At 38.6% G+C, this 22,541-nt stretch carries 15 protein-coding genes and 1 pseudogene; 13 read left to right on the top strand and 3 right to left on the bottom strand.

Annotation, left to right across the window (positions count from 1 at the left end; genetic code table 11):
- Positions 1–54 precede the first annotated feature (54 nt).
- From MT391_RS04085 to nlpI, 10 genes are all read left to right on the top strand, one after another.
- Positions 55–2,280: an ABC transporter permease subunit gene (locus MT391_RS04085; protein WP_499497004.1), complete on the top strand. Its 2,226-nt coding sequence runs from the start codon at positions 55–57 to the stop codon at positions 2,278–2,280.
- 16 nt (positions 2,281–2,296) lie between these two features.
- On the top strand, positions 2,297–3,955 hold the full coding sequence (gene pstA, locus MT391_RS04090; protein WP_499497005.1) for a phosphate ABC transporter permease PstA: 1,659 nt from the start codon (positions 2,297–2,299) through the stop codon (positions 3,953–3,955).
- Between the two features lie 117 nt (positions 3,956–4,072).
- Positions 4,073–4,885 (top strand): phosphate ABC transporter ATP-binding protein PstB, encoded by an 813-nt coding sequence (pstB, locus tag MT391_RS04095; RefSeq protein ID WP_499497006.1) that lies wholly within the window; start codon positions 4,073–4,075, stop codon positions 4,883–4,885.
- 13 nt (positions 4,886–4,898) lie between these two features.
- Positions 4,899–5,603 carry a phosphate signaling complex protein PhoU gene (gene phoU / locus MT391_RS04100; RefSeq protein WP_028867646.1) on the top strand — a complete coding sequence of 235 codons (705 nt, stop codon included), beginning with the start codon at positions 4,899–4,901 and terminating at the stop codon, positions 5,601–5,603.
- Between the two features lie 157 nt (positions 5,604–5,760).
- Positions 5,761–6,807, top strand: a complete 1,047-nt coding sequence (gene queA / locus MT391_RS04105) for a tRNA preQ1(34) S-adenosylmethionine ribosyltransferase-isomerase QueA (RefSeq protein ID WP_499497007.1) — start codon at positions 5,761–5,763, stop codon at positions 6,805–6,807.
- 171 nt (positions 6,808–6,978) lie between these two features.
- Positions 6,979–8,103 carry a tRNA guanosine(34) transglycosylase Tgt gene (tgt, locus tag MT391_RS04110; protein ID WP_166370199.1) on the top strand — a complete coding sequence of 375 codons (1,125 nt, stop codon included), beginning with the start codon at positions 6,979–6,981 and terminating at the stop codon, positions 8,101–8,103.
- A gap of 61 nt (positions 8,104–8,164) precedes the next feature.
- Positions 8,165–8,500: a preprotein translocase subunit YajC gene (yajC, locus tag MT391_RS04115; RefSeq protein ID WP_166370197.1), complete on the top strand. Its 336-nt coding sequence runs from the start codon at positions 8,165–8,167 to the stop codon at positions 8,498–8,500.
- A gap of 68 nt (positions 8,501–8,568) precedes the next feature.
- Positions 8,569–10,431, top strand: a complete 1,863-nt coding sequence (secD, locus tag MT391_RS04120) for a protein translocase subunit SecD (RefSeq protein ID WP_499497008.1) — start codon at positions 8,569–8,571, stop codon at positions 10,429–10,431.
- Between the two features lie 12 nt (positions 10,432–10,443).
- Positions 10,444–11,391 carry a protein translocase subunit SecF gene (secF, locus tag MT391_RS04125; protein WP_499497009.1) on the top strand — a complete coding sequence of 316 codons (948 nt, stop codon included), beginning with the start codon at positions 10,444–10,446 and terminating at the stop codon, positions 11,389–11,391.
- A gap of 420 nt (positions 11,392–11,811) precedes the next feature.
- Positions 11,812–12,771, top strand: coding sequence for a lipoprotein NlpI (gene nlpI / locus MT391_RS04130; RefSeq protein WP_299659639.1), 960 nt, complete (start codon positions 11,812–11,814; stop codon positions 12,769–12,771).
- A 197-nt stretch (positions 12,772–12,968) separates the two neighbouring features.
- On the opposite strand, the gene nspC is transcribed toward nlpI, so the two are convergent.
- The 3 genes and pseudogenes from nspC to MT391_RS04145 all read right to left on the bottom strand — a co-directional run bounded on the left by nspC (position 12,969) and on the right by MT391_RS04145 (position 18,525).
- Positions 12,969–14,096, bottom strand: a complete 1,128-nt coding sequence (nspC, locus tag MT391_RS04135) for a carboxynorspermidine decarboxylase (protein WP_299659642.1) — start codon at positions 14,094–14,096, stop codon at positions 12,969–12,971.
- Between the two features lie 83 nt (positions 14,097–14,179).
- Entirely contained in the window at positions 14,180–15,400 is a 1,221-nt protein-coding gene (locus MT391_RS04140) for a carboxynorspermidine synthase (protein ID WP_499497010.1), read from the bottom strand.
- Between the two features lie 237 nt (positions 15,401–15,637).
- Positions 15,638–18,525, bottom strand: a pseudogene (locus tag MT391_RS04145) (pyridoxal phosphate-dependent class III aminotransferase).
- A 512-nt stretch (positions 18,526–19,037) separates the two neighbouring features.
- On the opposite strand from MT391_RS04145, the gene MT391_RS04150 reads away from it, so the two are divergent.
- The 3 genes from MT391_RS04150 (at position 19,038) to MT391_RS04160 (ending at position 22,514) form a co-directional block, all read left to right on the top strand.
- Entirely contained in the window at positions 19,038–19,772 is a 735-nt protein-coding gene (locus MT391_RS04150; protein ID WP_166370181.1) for a response regulator, read from the top strand.
- Complete coding sequence (locus MT391_RS04155) at positions 19,772–21,205, top strand: ATP-binding protein (RefSeq protein WP_499497011.1); 1,434 nt, start codon at positions 19,772–19,774, stop codon at positions 21,203–21,205. The genes MT391_RS04150 and MT391_RS04155 overlap by 1 nt, the downstream gene beginning before the upstream one ends.
- 67 nt (positions 21,206–21,272) lie before the next feature.
- Entirely contained in the window at positions 21,273–22,514 is a 1,242-nt protein-coding gene (locus tag MT391_RS04160; RefSeq protein WP_240923571.1) for an ABC transporter substrate-binding protein, read from the top strand.
- Positions 22,515–22,541 lie beyond the last annotated feature (27 nt).

A 22,541-nucleotide genomic window follows, 5' to 3' on the forward strand; every position in this document is an offset into this window, starting at 1 on the left:
ACTGTCACATAAGAGCAATATAATCGTCCACATCAATTATGTTGGAGATAGTAAATGGAACGTGATTTAGCGACCACGCTGCAAGCGAATAAAAAGCGAGTGGTTAAGGATAAGTTGGTTAAATATGGTGTAACAGGAGGCGGCACATTGGTGCTTGTCGCATTGTTATTAATTTTTGGGTATTTATTGTATGTCGTATTGCCTATTTTTGCACCCGTGAGTATCGAACAAACACAATCCTTTCAACGTCAAGATTCAACAAAAATTTATGCATTGGGTCTGGATGAGCAAAATGAAGTTAGCTACCAGCTTGATGAACAAGGTTTATTAAGCTTTTATTCATTGAGGAAAAATGATTTAGGCGAAAACTTACTACAGTACCAAGCCTTAACTAATACTCAGCATATTGCTAAAACAATGGCGTCTACGGGTATTTATGCAATCAGTAATGATCGAGGTGAAGTGAAGATTGTTAAACCAAGTTTTGTGACATCTTATCCCAAAGATAAACGCTTAATTACGCCTGAAGTTAGTTTCCCTCTTGGTGAAGATAATTTTATTGTTTCTGAAGATAAGCAAGCATTAACGCATTTAGCTTTTGAGATAAATCCTGAATATGCCGGTTTAGCTGCAGTACAAGGTAATGGCGAAGGGTTGTTTCTACTATTAACCGCTGAAGAAAATATGATGACCGATGAAACGGTTTGGGAGCAATCGTTATTTAAATTACCTTCATTTCCTCAACAAGTAGATCAATTACTATTAACACCTAATCTGAGCAAATTATTTGTACGTAGTGGTAATGATTTGTTGGTTTACGATGTTTCCGAAACTAACAATATACATATCACTGCGGCACTTAAAATCAATGCAAAAGGTAGTAATGTTAGTCATATGGCTTTACTAACCGGAGCTAGTTCATTGTTAGTCGCTAATGATAACGGTGTGATCAGCCAGTGGTTTGAAGTGTTAAGTGATAATAAACGTGAATTTACTTTCATTCGTGATTTTAAATCATCATCAGCGGTGACTAGTATTGTTCCTGAGTTTTTCCGTAAAGGTTTTTTAACCACGACAGCTTCCGGTGACTTATCTATTTTTCATACCACAGGCGAAACTGAGTTATTAACTGAGTCTATTACTGATGCAGGTAACTTAATCGTAGCTATCTCTCCGCGTGCGAATGCAATCCTCAGCGCAGATAGCAAGTCTATTACACTTTATCATGTTGAAAATGAACATCCTGAGATCACTTGGTCTGCATTATGGCAAGAAGTTTGGTATGAGGGATATCCTGAACCGCAATATGTGTGGCAGTCGACATCTGCAAGTGATGACTTTGAAGCAAAAATGAGTTTAGTACCGATTTCATTTGGTACCATCAAAGCAGCATTCTATGCCATGTTATTTGCTGTGCCCATTGGTATTTCAGCGGCTATTTACACTGCTTACTTTATGGCGCCAAGTATTAGAACTTATATCAAACCTACCGTAGAAATCATGGAAGCATTACCTACGGTTATTTTAGGGTTTTTAGCAGGCCTATGGTTAGCACCTATTGTTGAAAGCCAATTACCTGGGATCGTATTATTATTAATTACCTTACCTGCTAGCGTGTTAGTAGCAGCCCTGATTTGGTCGAATTTACCCAAGTCATTAAGCGATAAAATCAGCGAAGGTGTGTTACCGCTGGTCCTATTACCTATTTTGGTGGCTGCGGGTTATTTATCTATGTCCTTTAGCGATACGCTTGAATTATGGTTATTCAATGGTGATACGCGTATGTATTTGACCAATGAATTAGGCATTAATTTTGACCAACGTAACTCGCTTATTGTTGGTATTGCGATGGGGTTTGCAGTTATCCCAACCATTTTTTCGATTGCTGAGGATGCTATTTTTAGTGTACCAAAGAGTTTAACCATGGGGTCATTGGCGTTAGGAGCAACACGTTGGCAGACTCTTTCTAAAGTGGTTATTTTAACCGCTAGCCCAGGTATTTTTTCTGCGGTGATGATGGGTATGGGACGCGCAGTGGGTGAAACTATGATCGTACTAATGGCGACGGGTAATACCCCGATTATGGATTGGAACATCTTTGAAGGTATGCGTTCTTTATCAGCGAATATTGCTGTTGAAATGCCTGAATCTGAAGTGGGTAGTTCACATTACCGCGTCCTATTCCTAGCCGCATTTGTATTGTTCATCTTCACCTTCTTTTTCAACACCATTGCTGAGTTTGTTCGTCAGCGTTTGCGTGAAAAATATTCAAGCCTATAAATAGGAGTTAGTTATTATGGGTAAGTGGTTTAAATCAGGCACACCGTGGATTTGGATGACCGGTGGCGCTGTAAGTTTGAGTTTGATTGCAGTAATAGGGTTGTTCTTATTAATCGGATGGAGAGGATTAAGTTTCTTTTGGCCTGCTACTGTGTATGAGTTTGATATGCAAAATGAGCAAGGTCAAAAATCAGTATTAATAGGTGAAATATACGACACTGAAAGTGTACTAAAGCAACAGTTACTTGATGCAGGGGTGATCGGTCTTGAGAACGAAGGCGATTCTTTGCAACGCTTTTTGATTAAAATAGGTAACCGTGAGTATGTTGATTTGGATTTCCAATGGATATTGGAAACTATTATTAAAGATAAAAAAATTGCCAACGATATTGTTGTGTTTGAAAGAACCAAAAACGGTAATTTTTATGGATACCTTGACGCTATTAATGAGGGCGAGCAGAAGTTAAATATTGAAAAAAGTGGCTTGGTTGATGAGCTAAATAAGCGCATTGAACGTGCGCTTGAGTTTCGAGACAAAGAGCATGCGTTGCTGACTGGTGATATCGGGCGTATCAACTACGACTTAGATCGAATTCGCTTAAATAAACGTAAATTAGAGCTTGATGGTAGTCTAACACCACAAAAGGTTGCTGAATTTGCTGCTCAAAGTGATAGCTTACGCGCCGAGTACTTAGCATTAGAAAATGAGTTATTTGATTACCGAGATCAAGCTAAACGCGATAGTGTGGTAGTGAAAGATATGACTGGGCGTTTAGTAACGATGCCGTTATCTTATATCTTAGATTTCTATCAACCTAATGACATGAGCTTTATGCAGAAAGTAGGGCATTGGTTCCATCAGGTTTATAAGTTTGTAAGTAGCGACCCGCGTGAAGCTAATACAGAAGGTGGTGTTTTCCCTGCTATTTTTGGTACCGTATTCATGGTGATGTTAATGGCTGTGATCGTTACCCCATTTGGTGTGGTTGCTGCTATTTATCTGCATGAATATGCCGGCAAAAATAATATTACTAAATTTATTCGTATTGCTGTGATTAACTTAGCGGGGGTTCCGTCAATTGTTTACGGTGTATTTGGTTTAGGGTTCTTTGTGTATATCTTAGGTGGCAGTATTGACCAACTACTTTACCCAGAAGCATTACCAACACCTACTTTTGGTTCTCCTGGTGTATTGTGGTCAGCGTTAACTTTGGCTATTTTGACCTTACCCGTGGTAATTGTGTCAACTGAGGAAGGGCTAAGCCGCATCCCAAGTACACTACGCGAAGGTTCATTAGCATTAGGCGCAACCAAGTCGGAAACGTTATGGCGTATTGTTATTCCAATGGCGAGTCCTGCTATTATGACGGGACTGATCTTAGCCGTTGCTCGCGCCGCGGGTGAAGTAGCTCCTTTAATGTTGGTTGGTGTGGTGAAGATAGCGCCCACGTTACCTGTAGATGGCAATTTCCCATTCTTACACTTGGATAGAAAGTTCATGCACCTTGGTTTCCACATCTATGATGTTGGTTTCCAAAGTCCAAATGTAGAAGCGGCAAGACCACTGGTGTATGCCACTTCATTCTTATTAGTGACTGTGATTATTGGCTTAAATTTAGCGGCCATTTCAATCCGTAATAATTTACGTGAAAAATACCGCTCATTGGAGCATTAAAGATAGCAATACAATACGCAGCCAGCGTTGATAAGAGTCGCGCATGGCTGCACATAAACAATGACACATTTTAAAAACAGACACAGTCTTGTGTGTGAATAAAGATTAGGAAAGACAATGATTGATTTATCAAATTTAAATATAAAAGGTAATGATTTAAGTGCTTTAACCGCTGAAAATACAGCATTGGAGATTAAAAACTTAGATCTGTTTTACGGTGACAAACAAGCGTTACATAACGTATCGATGAAAATACCAAAGGGTAAAGTCACCGCATTTATTGGACCATCGGGTTGTGGTAAATCAACGTTATTACGTTGTATTAATCGCATGAATGACCTCGTAGAGATTTGTCGTGTAGACGGTAATATAGAGTTACAAGGCATCAATATTTATGATAAATCGGTAGATGTTGCATCTTTACGTCGTCGTATAGGCATGGTATTTCAGCGTCCTAATCCTTTTCCAAAGTCAATTTATGAGAATGTGGTATATGGCTTACGATTACAAGGGATAAACGATCGTCGTACACTGGATGAAGCCTGTGAAACATCACTGCGTGGTGCCGCTTTATGGAATGAAGTGAAAGATAGGCTACACGATAATGCCTTTGGTCTTTCTGGTGGGCAACAGCAACGTTTAGTGATTGCTCGTGCTATCGCAATTGGACCAGAGGTGTTGTTATTAGACGAACCTACCTCTGCCCTAGACCCTATCTCTACACTAACGATTGAAGAACTGATTACTGAGCTTAAGAAAAAATTTACCGTGGTGATTGTGACACATAACATGCAACAGGCGGCGCGTGTCTCGGATCAAACTGCCTTTATGTACATGGGTAAATTGATTGAATACTCAGATACGAATACATTGTTTACTTCACCAAAACAAAAACAGACAGAAGATTACATCACCGGTCGTTACGGTTAGATAAGGAAATAAAATGGAAAACTTAAACTTAAACCGTCATATTTCAGGACAATTTAATAGTGAACTGGAAAGTGTGCGTAACCAAGTTATGCAGATGGGTGGACTCATTGAACAACAGTTAGGCGATGCTTTATCAGCAATGGCGGATAATGATTTAGAGCTAGCGCGTAAAGTAATAGTTAAAGATAATGAAGTGAATCAATTTGAAACCAAAGTGGATCAAGATTGTTCACGAATCATTGCTAAGCGCCAGCCAGCCGCCAGTGATTTACGCTTAATACTGACCATTATGAAAACGATAACTGAGCTTGAAAGAGTGGGGGACAGTGTTGTTGCGATTGCTAAAATGGTCATTGAGAATCACGGTAAAAAAGTGCCTTCATTAATTGGGCTAGAGAACATGGGGCAGATTGTATTAAAAATGTTACATAATGCTTTAGATGCTTTTACTCGTTTAGATATTAATACTGCTATTGCCGTGCATAATGAAGACAAAAAAGTAAATCGTCAGTACGAGAGTATCCTACGTGAACTGATGACTTTTATGATGGAAGATCCGCGTTCTGTACCCTTTGTATTAAATGTATTAGCCTCTGCACGAGCCATCGAACGTATTGGTGATAGATGCCAAAATATCTGTGAGCAAATCGTGTACTTAGTAAAAGGGATTGACGTTCGACACGCAACAGAAGAAGAGATCAATTCATTGATTGAGTAAAGCTCGACAGATTCTCCCACAAGCGTTGCTATTTATAAAAGCGAAGTTGAATGTATTCAGCTTCGCTTTTATATTTCTGCTGCTTTTAAAATCGAGAAACCTTTTCAGCCCATGTGGCATCAGGTATACTGCGCGTTTTATTTACTGGAACCGTTACATGAAAGTTGCTGATTTTTCTTTTCACCTTCCTGAAGAATTGATTGCGCGTTACCCAACGCCGGAGCGTACTCATAGTCGCTTACTTTCATTACAGGCAAACGCGGGCGAATTAAGCCATTTAAACTTTACTGATATTATTGATTTAGTGAATGCTAATGATTTACTTATCTTTAACGATACACGGGTTATTCCAGCGCGTTTATTTGGTAGCAAGGAAACGGGCGGTAAAATTGAGGTGCTAGTGGAGCGGGTGTTAGATGAGAAGTCTTTTCTAGCCCATGTTCGTAGCTCAAAATCTCCTAAACCAGGTTGTCAGTTATTATTAGAAAATGACGTTAAGGCTGAAATGGTGCAGCGTCAAGGTCCATTATTTGAAATTAAAGTCCACAGCAGTGAGACGGTATTACAAATTTTAGAGCGTATTGGCCATATGCCTTTACCCCCTTACATCGATAGACCCGATGAAGATGCCGATAAAGAACGCTACCAAACGGTATATAATAAAAATCCCGGCGCTGTTGCTGCGCCTACTGCGGGATTGCACTTTGATCAAGCCATTTTAGATAAGTTAACGGCAAAAGGAACTGACTTTGCCTTTGTTACCTTGCACGTGGGGGCTGGGACTTTTCAGCCAGTTAAAGTTGATAATATACTCGATCATCAAATGCACAGCGAGTATGCAGAGGTATCGCAACAAGTTGTGGATAAAATTAATGCCACTAAAGCGGCGGGTGGCAGAGTGATTGCGGTTGGCACAACGTCGGTACGTTCCGTAGAAAGTGCTGCTAGTGTTACCTTAGCAAAAGGGCAGGCGCTTGCTCCTTTCTTTTCTGAAACCAGTATCTTTATCTATCCGGGTTATCAATTTCAAGTGGTTGACGCCATGATCACTAATTTCCACTTATCGGAATCAACTTTATTAATGTTGGTCAGTGCTTTCTGTGGCAAAGAAAATATAGATAAAGCTTATCAAACTGCGATTGAAAAAAAATACCGTTTCTTTAGTTACGGTGATGCGATGTTTTTAACTAAAAAAACTAACTAAAAATTAACTGAAAACTAATTAATAAAGCCTTAAAAAGAGATTTTTAAGCTATTAATCTAAAAAAGTAAGACATTAAAACTCAAATCAATGACTTAGATCAAAGGTCATGATTCAGTTCGTTTTAATAATTGTTCAATCAAAAATCAGACTGTTTCTCTGATAAGGAAAACCATGAAATATGAATTAATAACAACCGATGGTCGCGCTCGTCGTGGCCGTTTAACCTTTGAACGCGGTACTGTGGAAACACCTGCGTTTATGCCTGTTGGCACCTACGGTACGGTAAAAGGCATGACGCCTGAAGAAGTACATGAAACAGGCGCAGAAATATTGTTAGGCAATACATTCCACCTTTGGTTACGCCCAGGACAAGAAGTGATCCGTCAACACGGTGATTTACACGACTTTATGAATTGGAGTGGACCAATACTAACTGACTCAGGTGGTTTCCAAGTATTCAGCTTGGGTAAAATGCGTAAAATCAAAGAAGAAGGTGTTTACTTTAGAAGTCCTGTTAATGGTGACCAAGTATTTTTATCTCCGGAAGTTTCCATGGATATCCAGTATGACCTAGGTTCAGATATCGTCATGATCTTCGATGAATGTACTGCGTATCCTGCAACAGAGCAAGAAGCAGACGTGTCAATGAAGCTTTCTCTACGTTGGGCTGAACGTAGTCGTCAACGTTTTGATGAGTTACAAAACCCCAATGCATTGTTTGGTATTATCCAAGGTGGCTGTTTTGAGCACTTACGTGATGTGTCGTTAGATGGTTTAACTAAGATTGGCTTTGATGGTTATGCTATCGGGGGGCTAGCAGTCGGCGAGCCAAAAGATGATATGCACCGTATTTTAGAATACATTGCACCTAAGATCCCTGAAGATAAACCGCGTTATTTAATGGGCGTGGGTAAACCTGAGGATCTTGTAGAAGGTGTGCGTCGTGGTGTTGATATGTTTGATTGTGTAATGCCAACAAGAAATGCACGTAACGGTCACTTATTTACTACCGATGGTGTGATTAAAATTCGTAACGCAAAACACCGTGAAGATACTAGCCCACTAGATGCCGAGTGTGATTGTTACACTTGTAAAAACTATACGCGCGCTTATTTATATCATCTTGACAAGTGTGGAGAAATACTTGGAGCTCGTTTAAACACGATCCATAACTTACGTTATTACCAACGTTTGATGAAAGGTTTGCGTGATGCCATTTCAGCAGGTACATTAGACGAGTTTGTTGATATATTTTATAAGCGAATTGGAAAAGAAAAACCAGTTCTAAATAATTGATAACACAATACAATTACCATACTATTACATAGTTTAATTTTTATACAATAAAGGATATAACATGAGTTTATTTATCTCTCAAGCACATGCAGCAGCAGAAGGTTCGGCAGAAGGCGGCGGCATGCAAATGATTTTTATGTTAGTTGTTTTTGCAGCTATCTTCTACTTTATGATCTACCGCCCTCAAGCGCGTCGCACTAAAGAGCATAAAAACCTGATGGAAAGCATCAGCAAAAACGATGAAATACTAACATCTGGTGGCCTAATTGGTCGTGTTGTTAAAATCAGTGCTGAAAGTGAATACGTTCAAATAGAGTTAAATGAAAATAACACTATCGTAATCAAAAGAGATTTCATTTCAGCGGTACTGCCTAAAGGTACGCTTAAATCAATCTAAATAAGAAGGGCAGGTTATCCTGCCTTTTTTGTTCTCTTTACCTTTAGCATCAAATAAAGGACATTATTGTGTTAAACAAATACCCTCTTTGGAAATATTTACTACTTGGGTTTATCGTTTTATTTACTCTCGTTTATGCTGCACCCAATCTCTATGCAGAAGACCCTGCTGTACAAGTTTCTGCAACACGTGGTGCTAAAGTTGAACTATCTACTTTAGACAAAGTTCAAGATATTTTAAAACAAGTTAATATCTCACCTAAATCAACCGCATTAGAAAATGGTCAAATCTTAGTGCGTCTTTCTTCTAGTGAAGATCAATTAATTGCTCGTGAAACTATCAGCGCACAAATAGGCGATGGTTTTGTGACTGCATTAAATTTAGCCCCATCGACACCTGCTTGGTTAGAAGCGATTGGTGGTGGTCCTTTAAAACTCGGTCTTGACTTACGTGGCGGTGTACATTTCTTAATGGAAGTGGACATGGATGAAGCGATCAGTAAAGAACAAGATCAAATGGTACAAGACTTACGCGCTGAATTACGTGAGCAAAAAATACGTTTTCGTGGTATCGAAAAAGCATCTACTGAAACCGGCGTAATATTGCGTTTTACATCGCAACAGATTCTAGATAGTGCAATTGATTACTTAAAACCGATCAACCCAGGTTTCGTGTTTAGCGAAAAAGAAAATAACGGTGCTTTCTACTTAACTATTAGCATGACAGAACAAAAATTAAAGTCTGCAAAAGAAGATGCATTGCAACAGAATCTAAGCATTTTACGTAACCGTGTTAATGAGTTAGGGGTTGCAGAGCCGCTTGTTCAGCGTCAAGGTGTAGACCGCATTGTGGTTGAATTGCCGGGTATTCAAGATACGGCGCGTGCCAAAGAAATACTAGGTGCAACGGCAACGCTAGAATTCCATCCTGTTGATTCTGATACTGATTTATCGGATGCTTTGGCGGGTCGAATTCCAGCTTCTTCAGTTTTATATAAAGAGCGCGATGGCACTCCTGTTGTTATCAAGAAAAAAATTATCTTAACGGGTAATCACATTGTTGATGCTCAATCGAGTGCTGATGAATATGGACGTGCACAGGTAAATATTTCTTTAGACTCTAAAGGTGGCAGCAAAATGTCACGTTTTACTAAAGATAATATCGGTAAGCCGATGGCCACTTTATTTATTGAATATTTACCAACGGGTAAAAAGAAAGCCAATGGCAAATCAGAAACTAAAAAACGCATAGAAGTCGCTAACGTAGCCACTATTCAAGCGCAATTAGGACGTAGTTTCCGTATCACTGGTTTAGATAATACTGCTGAAGCGCATAACTTAGCGTTGTTATTACGTGCAGGTGCATTAACCGCTCCGATTCAAATCGTAGAAGAACGTACGATTGGTCCAAGCCTAGGTCAGCAAAATATCGATAATGGTATGAAAGCAATGATCTATGGGTTGTTAGCCGTGGTTATCTTTATGTTTATTTACTACCGTAAATTTGGTGCGGTTGCAAATACTGCATTGATACTTAATCTTGTGATGATTGTTGGTTTGATGTCGATGATCCCAGGGGCAACATTAACCTTGCCGGGTATTGCAGGTATTGTATTAACCATTGGTATGGCTGTTGATGCTAATGTACTTATTTTTGAACGTATTCGTGAAGAGTTACATGCTGGTAAGTCGGTTCAACGTGCTATTAATGAAGGTTATGCTAATGCATTCTCTACCATTGCGGATGCGAATATTACCACCTTTATTACCGCCGTTATTTTGTTTGCTGTAGGTACTGGCTCAATCAAAGGTTTTGCTGTGACACTGGCAATCGGTATCTTAACTTCAATGTTTACTTCTATCTTCGGTACCCGTGCAATTGTTAATGCACTATGGGGTGGCCGCAATGATATTAAAAAACTTTCAATCTAAGCAGGGTCAACTATGTTGGAATTAATTAAATCGAAGCAAACCATTCGCTTCATGAAATATGCAAAGCCTGCAACTTGGTTATCCATTTTATTAGTGGTTATCTCGGTAGGGTCATTAAGTATAAATTGGATAAATTGGGGATTAGATTTCACCGGTGGAACATTAATTGAGGTTGGCTTTCAACAACCTGCTAATTTAGAGGATGTACGTTTAACCTTAAGTGAAGCTGATTTTCCGGATGCTGTTGTACAGCATTTTGGTAGCAGCCATGAAGTGATGGTTCGTTTAGCACCACGTGAAGGTGTTAAAGGCCAAGTGATCGGTAATCAAGTGTTAAACGCACTAACAGCTGGTGATTTCGGTGATGTGGATATGCGTCGCATAGAGTTCGTTGGGCCAAATGTGGGTGATGAGCTGGCTGAGAATGGTGGTATTGCTATTATCATCGCACTTATCTGTATCATGTTATACGTGAGCATGCGTTTTGAATGGCGATTAGCGATGGGCTCTGTATTAGCCTTGGGACACGATATCATAATCACGTTAGGTGTTTTCTCGTTATTCCAAATTGAATTTGATCTAACAGTGTTAGCGGCTTTATTAGCTGTAATAGGTTACTCACTCAATGATACGATCGTAGTATTTGACCGTATTCGTGAAAACTTCAGACTCATTGCAACAGCAACACCTGAAGAGATCGTTGACCAATCTTTAACACAAACATTAAGCAGAACGATCATTACGTCTGGTACAACTATCTTCACACTGGTTTCACTGTTTGTTGTAGGTGGTGAATTGATTCATGGTTTTGCTACCGCATTGCTGATTGGTATTTTTGTAGGTACTTATTCTTCAATTTATGTGGCCAGTGCGTTAGCGATTAACCTTGGTATATCGCGTGAACACATGATCCCTGAAGTGATTGAAAAAGAAGGCGCTGATCAAGACGCTTTGATGTAATTGATTTTATAGCCCGTTTACATCAATTTAAAAAAGCACTGCAGCGCAGTGCTTTTTTGTATCCGTTAACTTGCTTTATATTATGGATTTATTGCATCGGGTTTATATAATTGGTTTTAAAAAAGATATGACAAACTAAAGCTATTATAAATAATGCCCTTATCAATAAACCTCTTATTAATAAAGTGCCGAGCAATAAAGGGCTACATAATAAAAGATAAAGTGCGTGAATATGGTGATAGCCTATTACCTATCTGTAACAAATTTAAGTCATCAGCCACTCTTTTATTGTAAATATATTGTCATCAATACACCTTATTCCGTGAAAAATAGTGATTATTTATTGAATATAATGGGTAAAACTTTACATTATCAATGATATGGTACACTCTTGAAAATCTTGTTTATAAGGGTTCAACGATGCGATTATCTTTTAATAAATGGGCTATTGTCCTGTCTTTTGCCACATTGACTGCGTGTTCAAACAATCAACATGAAAGTAAAAGTTATACTTTAGAAGCTACCGGTAACGGTAATTCAGTCTTTCCTCTCGCGACTCCGCTACAAATAACATACCAAGATGAAGTCAAATTATTACGTATTAATCAATTAATTGCCGACAAAGATAAAGTCGATGATAAGCAACGCGCTGCTTTATTGTATGAGCGCGGATTAATTTACGATCGAATGGGACTTAATGCGCATAGTCGTTATGATTTCACTCAATCGATTCAGATTGATCCAACCTTTGCTCAATCCTATAACTCATTAGGTGTTTACCTATTAATGGGTGAAGCCTATGACGAAGCTTTCGACGCGTTCGATTCAGCGATTGAACTATCCGATAAAATGCAATACAGCTACCTTCACCGAGCCATAGGTTTATCACTAGTGAATCGGTATGATGGTGCGCAGAAAGATATAGAGCATTTTTACGAGCTTGATAAAAGTGACCCTTATCGTTCATTGTGGCGTTATATTATTAATGCGCACGTGGATCAAAAGCTAGCGGAAGGGCAATTGAAGGAAGTACAACCGGAAGAAGAAGATAAGCGCTTTGCATGGGCGATTATTGATGTTATCAACGGCGATTTATCTGAAAAAGACTTTTTTGACAATATCGCAAATGGTGTAGAAACAAATGATGAGTTAGCACAGCGTTTATGTGAAGCTTATTATTACTTAGCACATTGGCATATGAATAATAATCACCTTAACAAAGGCATTTATTATTTAAAATTAAGCGTTGCAACCAATGTAAAAGATTTTATTGAGTATAAATATGGTTTGATTGACTTAAGCCACATTCAAGAAAAGCTACAGGCACAAGCGTTAAAAGCCATTGCTGTACAGCAGAATAATTCTGAGCAACCTTTATAGTCTGCTTTGAGGATTTAAAAAATCAGCTAGAGCATTGAAAAATATTAGATTATTGCCAATTATCTAGCTGAATAACTTTCTACTTATTTTTCTAATTAAGCTTTCTAATTCACTCATCAAGCAACTTTAGTTAATACTAGTTAAAGTTGCTTGAATACAGCTAATTCAGATACTTATTCTTACAGGTCATATAGTTTCTATCGACCTAAAGTATCTTTGAAATGTTGGTAATTAAACTCGTTTAACAGATCGATACGACCATCAACTCTTTGAAAATAAATACTTGGCATTTTTAAACCATTAAACCAGTTTAGTTTGACCATGGTGTAACCCGCACTGTCTTCAATATGTAGCTTTTGACCTATTTTTAAGGGTTGTTCAAACTGTGTTTCACAAAACTGATCACCCGCCAAACAAGAGCATGAACCAATCACATAATTGTATGCAGCACCTTGTGTTGCTTCTTTAATCGACGCAGGTTCGTTATAAATTAGTGTATCTAAACGATGCGCTTCGGTAGCACTATCAACGATGGCAGTTTTCTTGTCATTTTCAACAATATCAATCACACTCACCACTAAATCTGCAGTACGCGTAATAATGGCTTCACCTGGTTCAAGATAAACTTGTAAATCATGTTTTTTAGCGAAGTTTTTTAGCGCTAATCCTAGTTTTTCAATGGGGTAACCCGGGTAAGTAAAGAATATACCACCGCCTAAACTAAGCCATGAAAGCTTATCTAAGTAAGTTGAAAATGTGCTTGAGATATGGTCAAGGACAGCAATAAAGGCATCAGCATCTTTATTTTCGCAGTTCATATGAAACATAAACCCATCAACTTTATCGAGTACATCTACACTTAAAAGCTGTTGTTTAACGCCCAGACGAGAATAAGGGCGTGCTGGGTTGGCTAAATCTTGTCCTGCAACACTCATTTCGGGGTTGATACGTAAACCAAGCGATGCATTGTCTTTACAAGCTGTGTAATGCGCTTCAAGTTGTGATAACGAATTAAAAATGATCTTATCTGCAAGGGGTTTAACAGCTTCTATATCTGCAGCTGAATAACCCACGCTGTAGGCGTGCGTTTCACCACCAAAGGTTTCATGGCCTAACTTTACTTCGTAGGGGCCAGAACTAGTTGTTCCGTCTAAATAAGGTTTAATAGTATCGAAGGTACCCCAAGTAGAAAAACATTTTAAAGCCAGCACTAATTTAGCGCCTGATATTTCTTTCAACTGCTTCGCTTTTTCTAGGTTATTGATCAAAGCTTGTTCATTGATCATAAAGTAGGGCGTATTGAGGTGTTGCTGTTGTAACGACATGACGCTTTCTCGACGGGTAAGGTATTTAAAAAACAAAGGCGAAGTTTGAACTTCGCCTTGATAGATAAGTTAGTAACTGCAGTCTATTTGACCTCAAGCTCCATTACTTCCCAACTCAAACCAATTTTAGGCATTAATTCTAAGAAATGATCTGGGTTTAGTTGTTCAACGTTGTATAGACCTTTATCGCTCCATTTACCTTGGAAATAAAGTAAAGCGGCTGTGATAGCTGGCACACCAGTAGTGTACGAGATAGCTTGGTGTTCTACTTCATTATATGACTCTTTATGGTCACAAATGTTGTAAATAAAGACACTTTTAGCTACGCCATCTTTTTTACCGCGTAACCAAGTACCAATACAGGTTTTACCTGTGTAGCCAGGTGCTAGTGAGGTTGGGTCTGGTAATATTGCTTTTAATACTTTAAGCGGTTCAACAGTAATACCATCACAGGTTGTAACAGGTTTTGTATCTAATAAGCCGATAGTACGCATTACGTTGAAGAAGTTTAAGTAGCTGTCTGAAAAGCCCATCCAAAACTCAATACGTTTTGCTGGAATGAACTCTGCCATTGAACGTACTTCATCATGTGCCATAGAATAAACTTTTTGTTTACCGACAACTGGGAAATCAAATTCCATCATACGGCTATGGCAAGGAACTTGGTTCCACTCTCCATTTTCGTAGTAGAAAGAGTCACCTTGAATTTCTAACATATTTGTTTCAGGGTCAAAATTAGTTGCAAATTTTTGGCCATGGTCGCCTGCATTAACATCCATAACATCTATGCTATCGATTTCATCGAATAGGTGTTTATGAGCGTAAGTAGCAAATACACTTACTACACCTGGATCAAACCCAGCACCTAAAATACCTGTAATACCAGCTTCTTTGAAACGATCGGCAAAAGCCCATTGTGGATCGTATGCTTCAGGCACTTGTTGACCTGGGCTACAAAGATCAGTTGCAACAGACGTATCTAGATAAGCCGTTTTAGTCTGTACACATGCTTCCATGATCGCCACGTTCACCCATGGAGGACCTGCATTGATCACTAGATCGGGTTGTACTTGATTAATCAAAGTAATCAAGGCTGAAATATCGTCGGCATCAATCGCTACCGCGTTGATAGTTTTGTTGCTGTCTTTAAGATTATTACGACCTTTGATTGAGGTAATAATCTTTTCGCATTTAGAAATAGTGCGAGAGGCAATAGTAATATCGCCGAATACATCATTATTCTGTGCGCATTTGTGTGCTATCACCCATCCTACGCCACCGGCGCCAATTTGTAGTACAGACATTTTTTTAGTCCCTATTCATTAAATTTTTATTGCTTAGCTAACTACTACTTAACCTTAAGTTAGTGTTAGTAATCTCATGTGTGCTCTGTACTGCTTAATTAACAGTTAGCTAGTTTGTTGTTAACACAACTAACAAGCTAACTTTATTGTTAACCGTATGTAATTAGAACGGATTAACTACTTTTCTATTAACCTATTAACCTATTAACCTATTTACTTATTTTTTTATCTATATATTCATTTCTTGATAATCGCTTGCGCTGCGTTTTCTATTTTTACGATTAAGGTATCAAAATCATGCAAGGTTAAACAAGGGTTTAACAGTGTGAATTTTAACGCTAATTGCCCATTAACTTTTGTTTCAGCAATCACTGCTTCACCACTTGTTAATAGTTTCAAACGCAATTTTTGATGCACTTGATCAAATTCCAGATCAGTTAACTCACCCTGTATAACAGGCGATAAACGGAACAACACGGTTGATAATAGTGGTGTACAACATAATTCGAAGTGCTTATTTTGATCAATTTTTACTGCAACTTGCTGTGTTAAGTCTAATAAATAATCGTAAAACTCTCCGAGCTGTGTTGCTCCGACAGCCTTGAGCGTCATAAATAGCTTTAATGCATCAAAACGCTTTGTCGTTGCAATGCTTTTATCAACCAAATTAGGTAACTCATCACCTTCACGATTTAGATAATCTGCATGGTGCAACAAAGTATTAAAGTTAGCTTTATCTTTAATAAGCAGGGCACCACAACTGATTGTTTGGTAAAACAGTTTATGAAAGTCTACGCTAACAGAGTCGGCAGATTCAATACCTTTCAAGCGAGATTTATGTACTTGGCTAAGTTGTAGCGCTGCACCATAAGCACCATCGACATGCGACCAACAACCTGCTGTACGAGCAATTTCAACCACTGCTTGTAAATCATCAATTGCACCATGATCCGTCGTACCTGCCATTGCTACGACAGCAAAAGGTAATAAATCCTGTGCTTTTAATGCATCAATGGTTAGTTGTAATTCATTAACATCGATTTGGCCTTGCACATTGGTTTTTACTAACACCACACTGCGTTCGCCCAATCCCATTAATGATGCAGACTTTTGTACAGTAAAATGGCTTTTATCTGAACAGATGATACGCATTTTCTGTGCGTAATCAGGTAAACCATCCTGCTGGACATCATGTTTTGATTGCTGATAAGCAAACCAATCGCGAGCCAGTAGTAAACCCATTAAATTGCTTTGCGTGCCACCACTAGTGAATACACCATCTGCGCGTTTACCTAATTGGTAAGTTTTACACAACCAATCAACCATTTGCTGTTCAACAAAAGTAGCTGCGGGAGCTTGATCCCATGAGTCCATTGATTGATTTAATGCGGCAATAAAATGCTCTGCCACAATTGATGCAATCAACGGTGGAGTATGCAAATGTGCAATCGTATGAGGATGTTGCACTAATAGAGAATTTTTAGCGATCAATTCATTGGTGGTTGCTATTACTTCTTGCAAAGGAGCTGCTTGCGAAAAATCCACCGCATTAATCTGCTGTTTTAATAACGTAGGTTCGACACCTGAATATGCATTTTGTGAATGCTTAAACAAGGCATTGATTGCATCTTGTGTTTGCTGGGTCGCTTGCTCAAAAGCTTGGTTTTCACCAAGCTGAGCGAAATAATTTGACCAGTTATTAGCTTGGGTCATTATTGTGTTTCCACCGCAATTTTGATTGCTTTTGCCATTGTCGTTGCAACAAATTCTATTTGCGTTTCACTAATGATAAGTGGTGGCAAGAAACGTAATACCGCTCCACGACGGCCACCTTTTTCAATGATCAAACCTAACTCTAATGCTGCGCGTTGAATCGCAATTGCTAATGCTGGATCTGCTTCGACTTGACCCAAGCTATTTAATACACCCGGTTTAACTATTTCAATACCATTCATCAAACCACGTCCACGTACTTCACCAATTTGTGGAAAGTCAGCTTGAATTGCACGTAATGCTGCACGAAGTTGCTCACCACGTTGCAATGCATTGTGAGCTAGGTTATCACGTTGGATAATTTCTAATGTTTTTGCACCACTAGCCATCGCAAGTTGGTTGCCTCGGAAAGTACCTGTGTGCTCGCCTGCATTCCAACAGTCAAATTTTTCATTAAATAAAATGATCGACATTGGCATACCGCCGCCAATGGCTTTAGACAAGATAAGTACATCAGGTTCAATACCTGATTCTTCAAACGCAAAGTGGTCACCACTGCGGCCAATACCACATTGAATTTCGTCAAAAATCAATAAAATGCCATGTTCAGTTGCAATACGACGCAATTCTTGTAGCCATTTTTTGGGAGCGGGTAATACGCCACCTTCACCTTGAATTGGTTCAACGATGATGGCAGCAGGTTTAGTGATACCTGATTCATCATCACATAAGACAGATTCAAGATAACGAATGCTTTGCGCAGCGCCTTCCTCACCACCTAAACCAAATTTACAACGGAAGTTGTATGGGAAAGGCATAAAATGTACGTCTGACATTAATCCAGTGCGACGACTTTTAGAGCTTAAGTTACCCGTTAAAGATAAAGAACCATTAGTCATACCATGGTAAGCACCGTGAAATGAAATCATGGTATTACGCTTGGTGTATAACTTAGCTAGTTTGATAGCGGCTTCTACTGCATCAGCGCCAGATGGTCCACAAAATTGAATACGCGCTGTTTTAGCAAAGTTAGTCGGTAGAAATTGCATCACCGCTTTGATGAATGCATCTTTGCTAGGTGTTGTTAAATCCAATGTTTGGTAAGGCACACCGGCATTGATTTGGTTAATCAATACTTGGTTGATTTCACTGTGGTTGTAACCTAATGGTAATGCACCAGCGCCCGCTAAACAGTCTAGATATATTTGTCCTTTAGTATCCTCAATAATCGCACCACGGCCACTTTTGATAGCAATAGGCAAACGTCTAGGATATGAACGAACTTCAGATTCATAATGTTCTTGGCTTAATAACATTTCATCTGGTGTTAAGTCATACGGTGTTGTAATAACAGGGACTTCTAGTTCGTTTGTTAATTTGCACTCCGGTGCTAAATTAAGGACGTTTTGCATTATACGCTCCACTAATTGGAAATAAATAAAGTACGAAAATTGGTTTATCAGCAGATAAACAGAATTGTGTAAATAAGGTATAGCAATAAATTTAATTACGAATATACGTTGCACTACAAGATTTTAAGCGTCTTAGCTCAAGGTTCTACTGTGCGTCCAGGATACTGTAATAAGTATTGATTTTGAGGTGTGAAATAACGATTCAAAGGTTCAGATGAGTCAATGTAAGTGTGTTGCATTGTTTGAGCCTCCGTGTTTGGTTAGTCGTTATAATAAAATAGGTTGAGTGTTAAAACGCGCGCATTTTATCATCCATTTTTGCTATAGCAAGGGTAAAAACTAACTAAAATTAACCTTTTTTATTAACATACTGATTAATAATTATATTTTTTATATAAAGTGTAAAAAATAAACACTTTAAACGCACTCGAGGTTTCCTATCTTTAACACTACCCAATGTTGAGTTATTTGGGTATTCTTCGCACATAAATAGTAATAAAGTGGGGGTAATAGTGAGTAACATAAAACAGATATTAGTCGTTGATGATGATCAAGATATTAGAGAATTATTAGCACAGTACCTTTCGAAAAATAGCTTTGATGTGATCACCGCTGCGGAAGGCATTGAAATGGATTCGTTATTAACACAACATACACCAGACTTAATTATTTTAGATATTATGTTACCAGGTGATGACGGATTTACGCTGTGTCAACGCATCCGTCAGCATTCGAATGTACCGATTATAATGCTCACAGCAAACTCCGATGAAATGGATAGAGTATTAGGTTTAGAGATCGGTGCTGATGATTATATTGCCAAGCCTTTTAGTCCTCGCGAATTGTTAGCACGTATTAAAGCGTTATTAAGACGCACTCATTTTTCTCAACAACAAAATAATGAGCAAAAAAATCAAGAAAGTAAGCGTTTTTATTCTTTTGCTCATTGGCAATTAGATACACAACAGCAAGTGCTAATAGATGACCATCAAAATGTATTCACATTAACTGGGGCGGACTTTCAATTGTTAATGTTATTTATTCACAGTAACAAGCAGCCTATTTCTAGAGACCAAATATGCCAAGCATTACATGGTCGAGATGCCTTTGCTAATGAGCGTGGCATTGATGTCCATGTCAGTCGTTTACGACATTTTTTAGGTGATGATGCCAAAGCACCGAATATAATTAAAACCGTGCGTGGTAAAGGTTATCTATTTATTGCACCGCTCAAAAGTGCTGATTAATGTCGATGTTTAAATTGTTTTTTCGCTCACTTATATCGCGCATGTTATTACTGACGATTTGCTCTGTTGTCGCAGGGCAAGCTATTAGCAGCTTTTTTTGGGTTCACCAGTTCTCAGAGAGTGAAAAAAAATCGGTGATTGCTAATGCTCAACATCTCGCTGAAAGTGCGCTAAGTACCGTCGTATTTTTTAATGATTTACCCCTTAAATATCGTCATCTTGTGCTCGAGCAATTGCGGGGCATGGGAGGGAGCCGTTTTTTTGTTTCTCTGAACAGTGAAAAAATAGACATTAATCCTATTCAAGATAGCAAATTGAAAAGGCAAGTCATTGCAACCGTTAGTGAAGTATTAACAACGGGTATCGCTGGTGATAAGAATTTGGAAATTGAATTCTCGTCTCCAGATGATTTACACGTATTAAAGAATGATATCCTATTAAAGGATCTGCCTCCGTCATGGGGCGCTTATTCGCTCATTATCCCTACTGCTGAGCCTCCTATATTGGTGTTGCAAATAGAAGTAGAAAGTAATGAGTGGCTATATCTTGCCGCGATTTTACCTCCCCCTTATTTACTTTCGGATAATCAGTTGATCTCAGCGCAACAGATTTTGACCCTGTTCTTTACAACATTATTATTATTGTTATTTATCTATTTATTATTTAGGCAACAAACTAAACCCTTACAGAAATTAGCGAAGGCTGTCTCTGTAATGAGTATTGACCTAGACCAAGCGCCACTTAAGGAACACGGGGCCACCGAAATCGTTGATGCAACACGTGCTTTTAATCGTATGCAACAAAAGTTACAACGTTACATACAAGATCGCGAATTGTTATTTCGCTCTATTTCACATGATTTAAAAACGCCCATTACTCGTTTGCGATTGCGTGCCGAATTATTAGATGATGAGCAACAAACAGAGCGCTTTAACCATGATTTAGACGATTTAGAGATACTGGTAAAAGGCGCGATACAAAGCGTTCAAGACACAGATATTCATGAAAATATTCAGTATGTTGATGTGCTTAAGTTATTATTACAAATTAGTGAAAATCGTAGTGAAAAAATCGTCATCCAACCGGCTAGTATTTATCCTTATCAAGGCAAACCTTTAGCGTTAAAACGTTGCTTATCTAACCTAATTGAAAATGGCGTTAAATATGGCGGCAAGGTTAATGTGCAAGTGATTGACAGTGATGAAAAATTAGAAATTATTATTCAAGATAATGGGCCTGGTATTCCAGAACATGAACTAAAAACCATCTTTCAACCCTATAAGCGCTTGCATAATGATGACCAAGGACATGGACTTGGACTGGGTATTGCGCGTAATATTATTCATGCTCATAATGGTGATTTACATCTGATCAATCGTGAGCAGGGCGGGTTGGAAGTTGTGATTATCTTCCCGCGCAATTACAAAAAATAAATTGAATGGTCATCTGACCCTAACTTAAAACGCTGGGTGAAAATAGCAATTGCGATTAATGAGACAAATGAAACTGAAAAAAATACTGCCGTTAATTCCTCTATTGTTGAGTATGCCAAGCAATGCAAACTCTTTGGAGGTATTGCACTGGTGGACGGCTCCCGGTGAGTTTGAAGCACAAAAGGTGCTGAAGCAGGCATTAGCAAAACAAGGCATAAGCTGGCAAGACTTTGCGATTGTGGGGTCTGGCGGTGGCAGTGCGATGCGAGTATTACAAATGCGTGCATTATCCGGTAATCCACCCGATGCAGCGCAAATCAAAGGTCCTGACATTGCTGAATGGTCAAAAATAGGCATGTTAAAAGAAGTTGATAATATATTAAATAACAAATTATGGGACAAAAATATTCCAGATGTGGTGAAGCAAACTATCACCTATCAAGGCCACTATATGGCATTGCCACTGAATATTCATCGCGTCAATTGGTTGTGGTTAAATAAGGCTATTTTTGATCAACTTAACCTCTCTCCCCCTACTACATGGGATGAGTTCTTTAGTATTGCAGATAAAATCCAAGCGGCAGGTTATATTGCACTGTCTCACGGCGGTACAAGTTGGGAGGATAATTTATTATTCGAATCGGTTGCGTTGTCGATCTTAGGAGCTGAAAAATACAAACGTGCTTTTGTAGAGTTTGATGAATCGATTCTTATTTCCTCTGACATGATCGACGCGTTTAGATTGTTTAAACGGTTACATCAATATGTCGATAAAGGTATGGTCGGTAAAAATTGGGAAATTGCCAGTCAAATGCTTACCGATAAAAAAGCTGGCATGTTATTCATGGGTGATTGGGCAAAAGGCTTATGGCACACTTCTGGTAAAGTGGCTAATGAGGATTACTTGTGTGTGGATGTCCCTGAAAGCAAAAACTTGTTTAGTTACAATATTGACAGCTTTGTTTTCTTTAAAAAGCAACATCAAAATGGTGATAATTTAAATACGGAAATATTAGCAAATACACTTCTCTCAGAGCAATTACAGCGTGATTTTAATATTGATAAAGGTTCTATTCCGGTACGAACGGATATTGATATTAGTGATTTTGATGCCTGTAGCCATAAATCATACAGTGACTTTAAACAGTCCGCTTTAGTCCCTTCTTTTTCTCAAAATATCGCTACAAGCAGCTTTTTACAAAGTGAAATGAGGAAAGTGATCAGTACTTATTTTAAGAGTGACAATCTCAGCGCTGAACAAGTAACTAAACAGTTAGCGTTAGCCATTAGAGCCGTTAATAAAAAGTAAGTTAAGCTCGTGACCATTCAATATGCA

The sequence above is a fragment of the Vibrio sp. 1-Bac 57 genome, assembly GCF_037546855.1.
Lineage (GTDB): Bacteria > Pseudomonadota > Gammaproteobacteria > Enterobacterales > Psychromonadaceae > Psychromonas.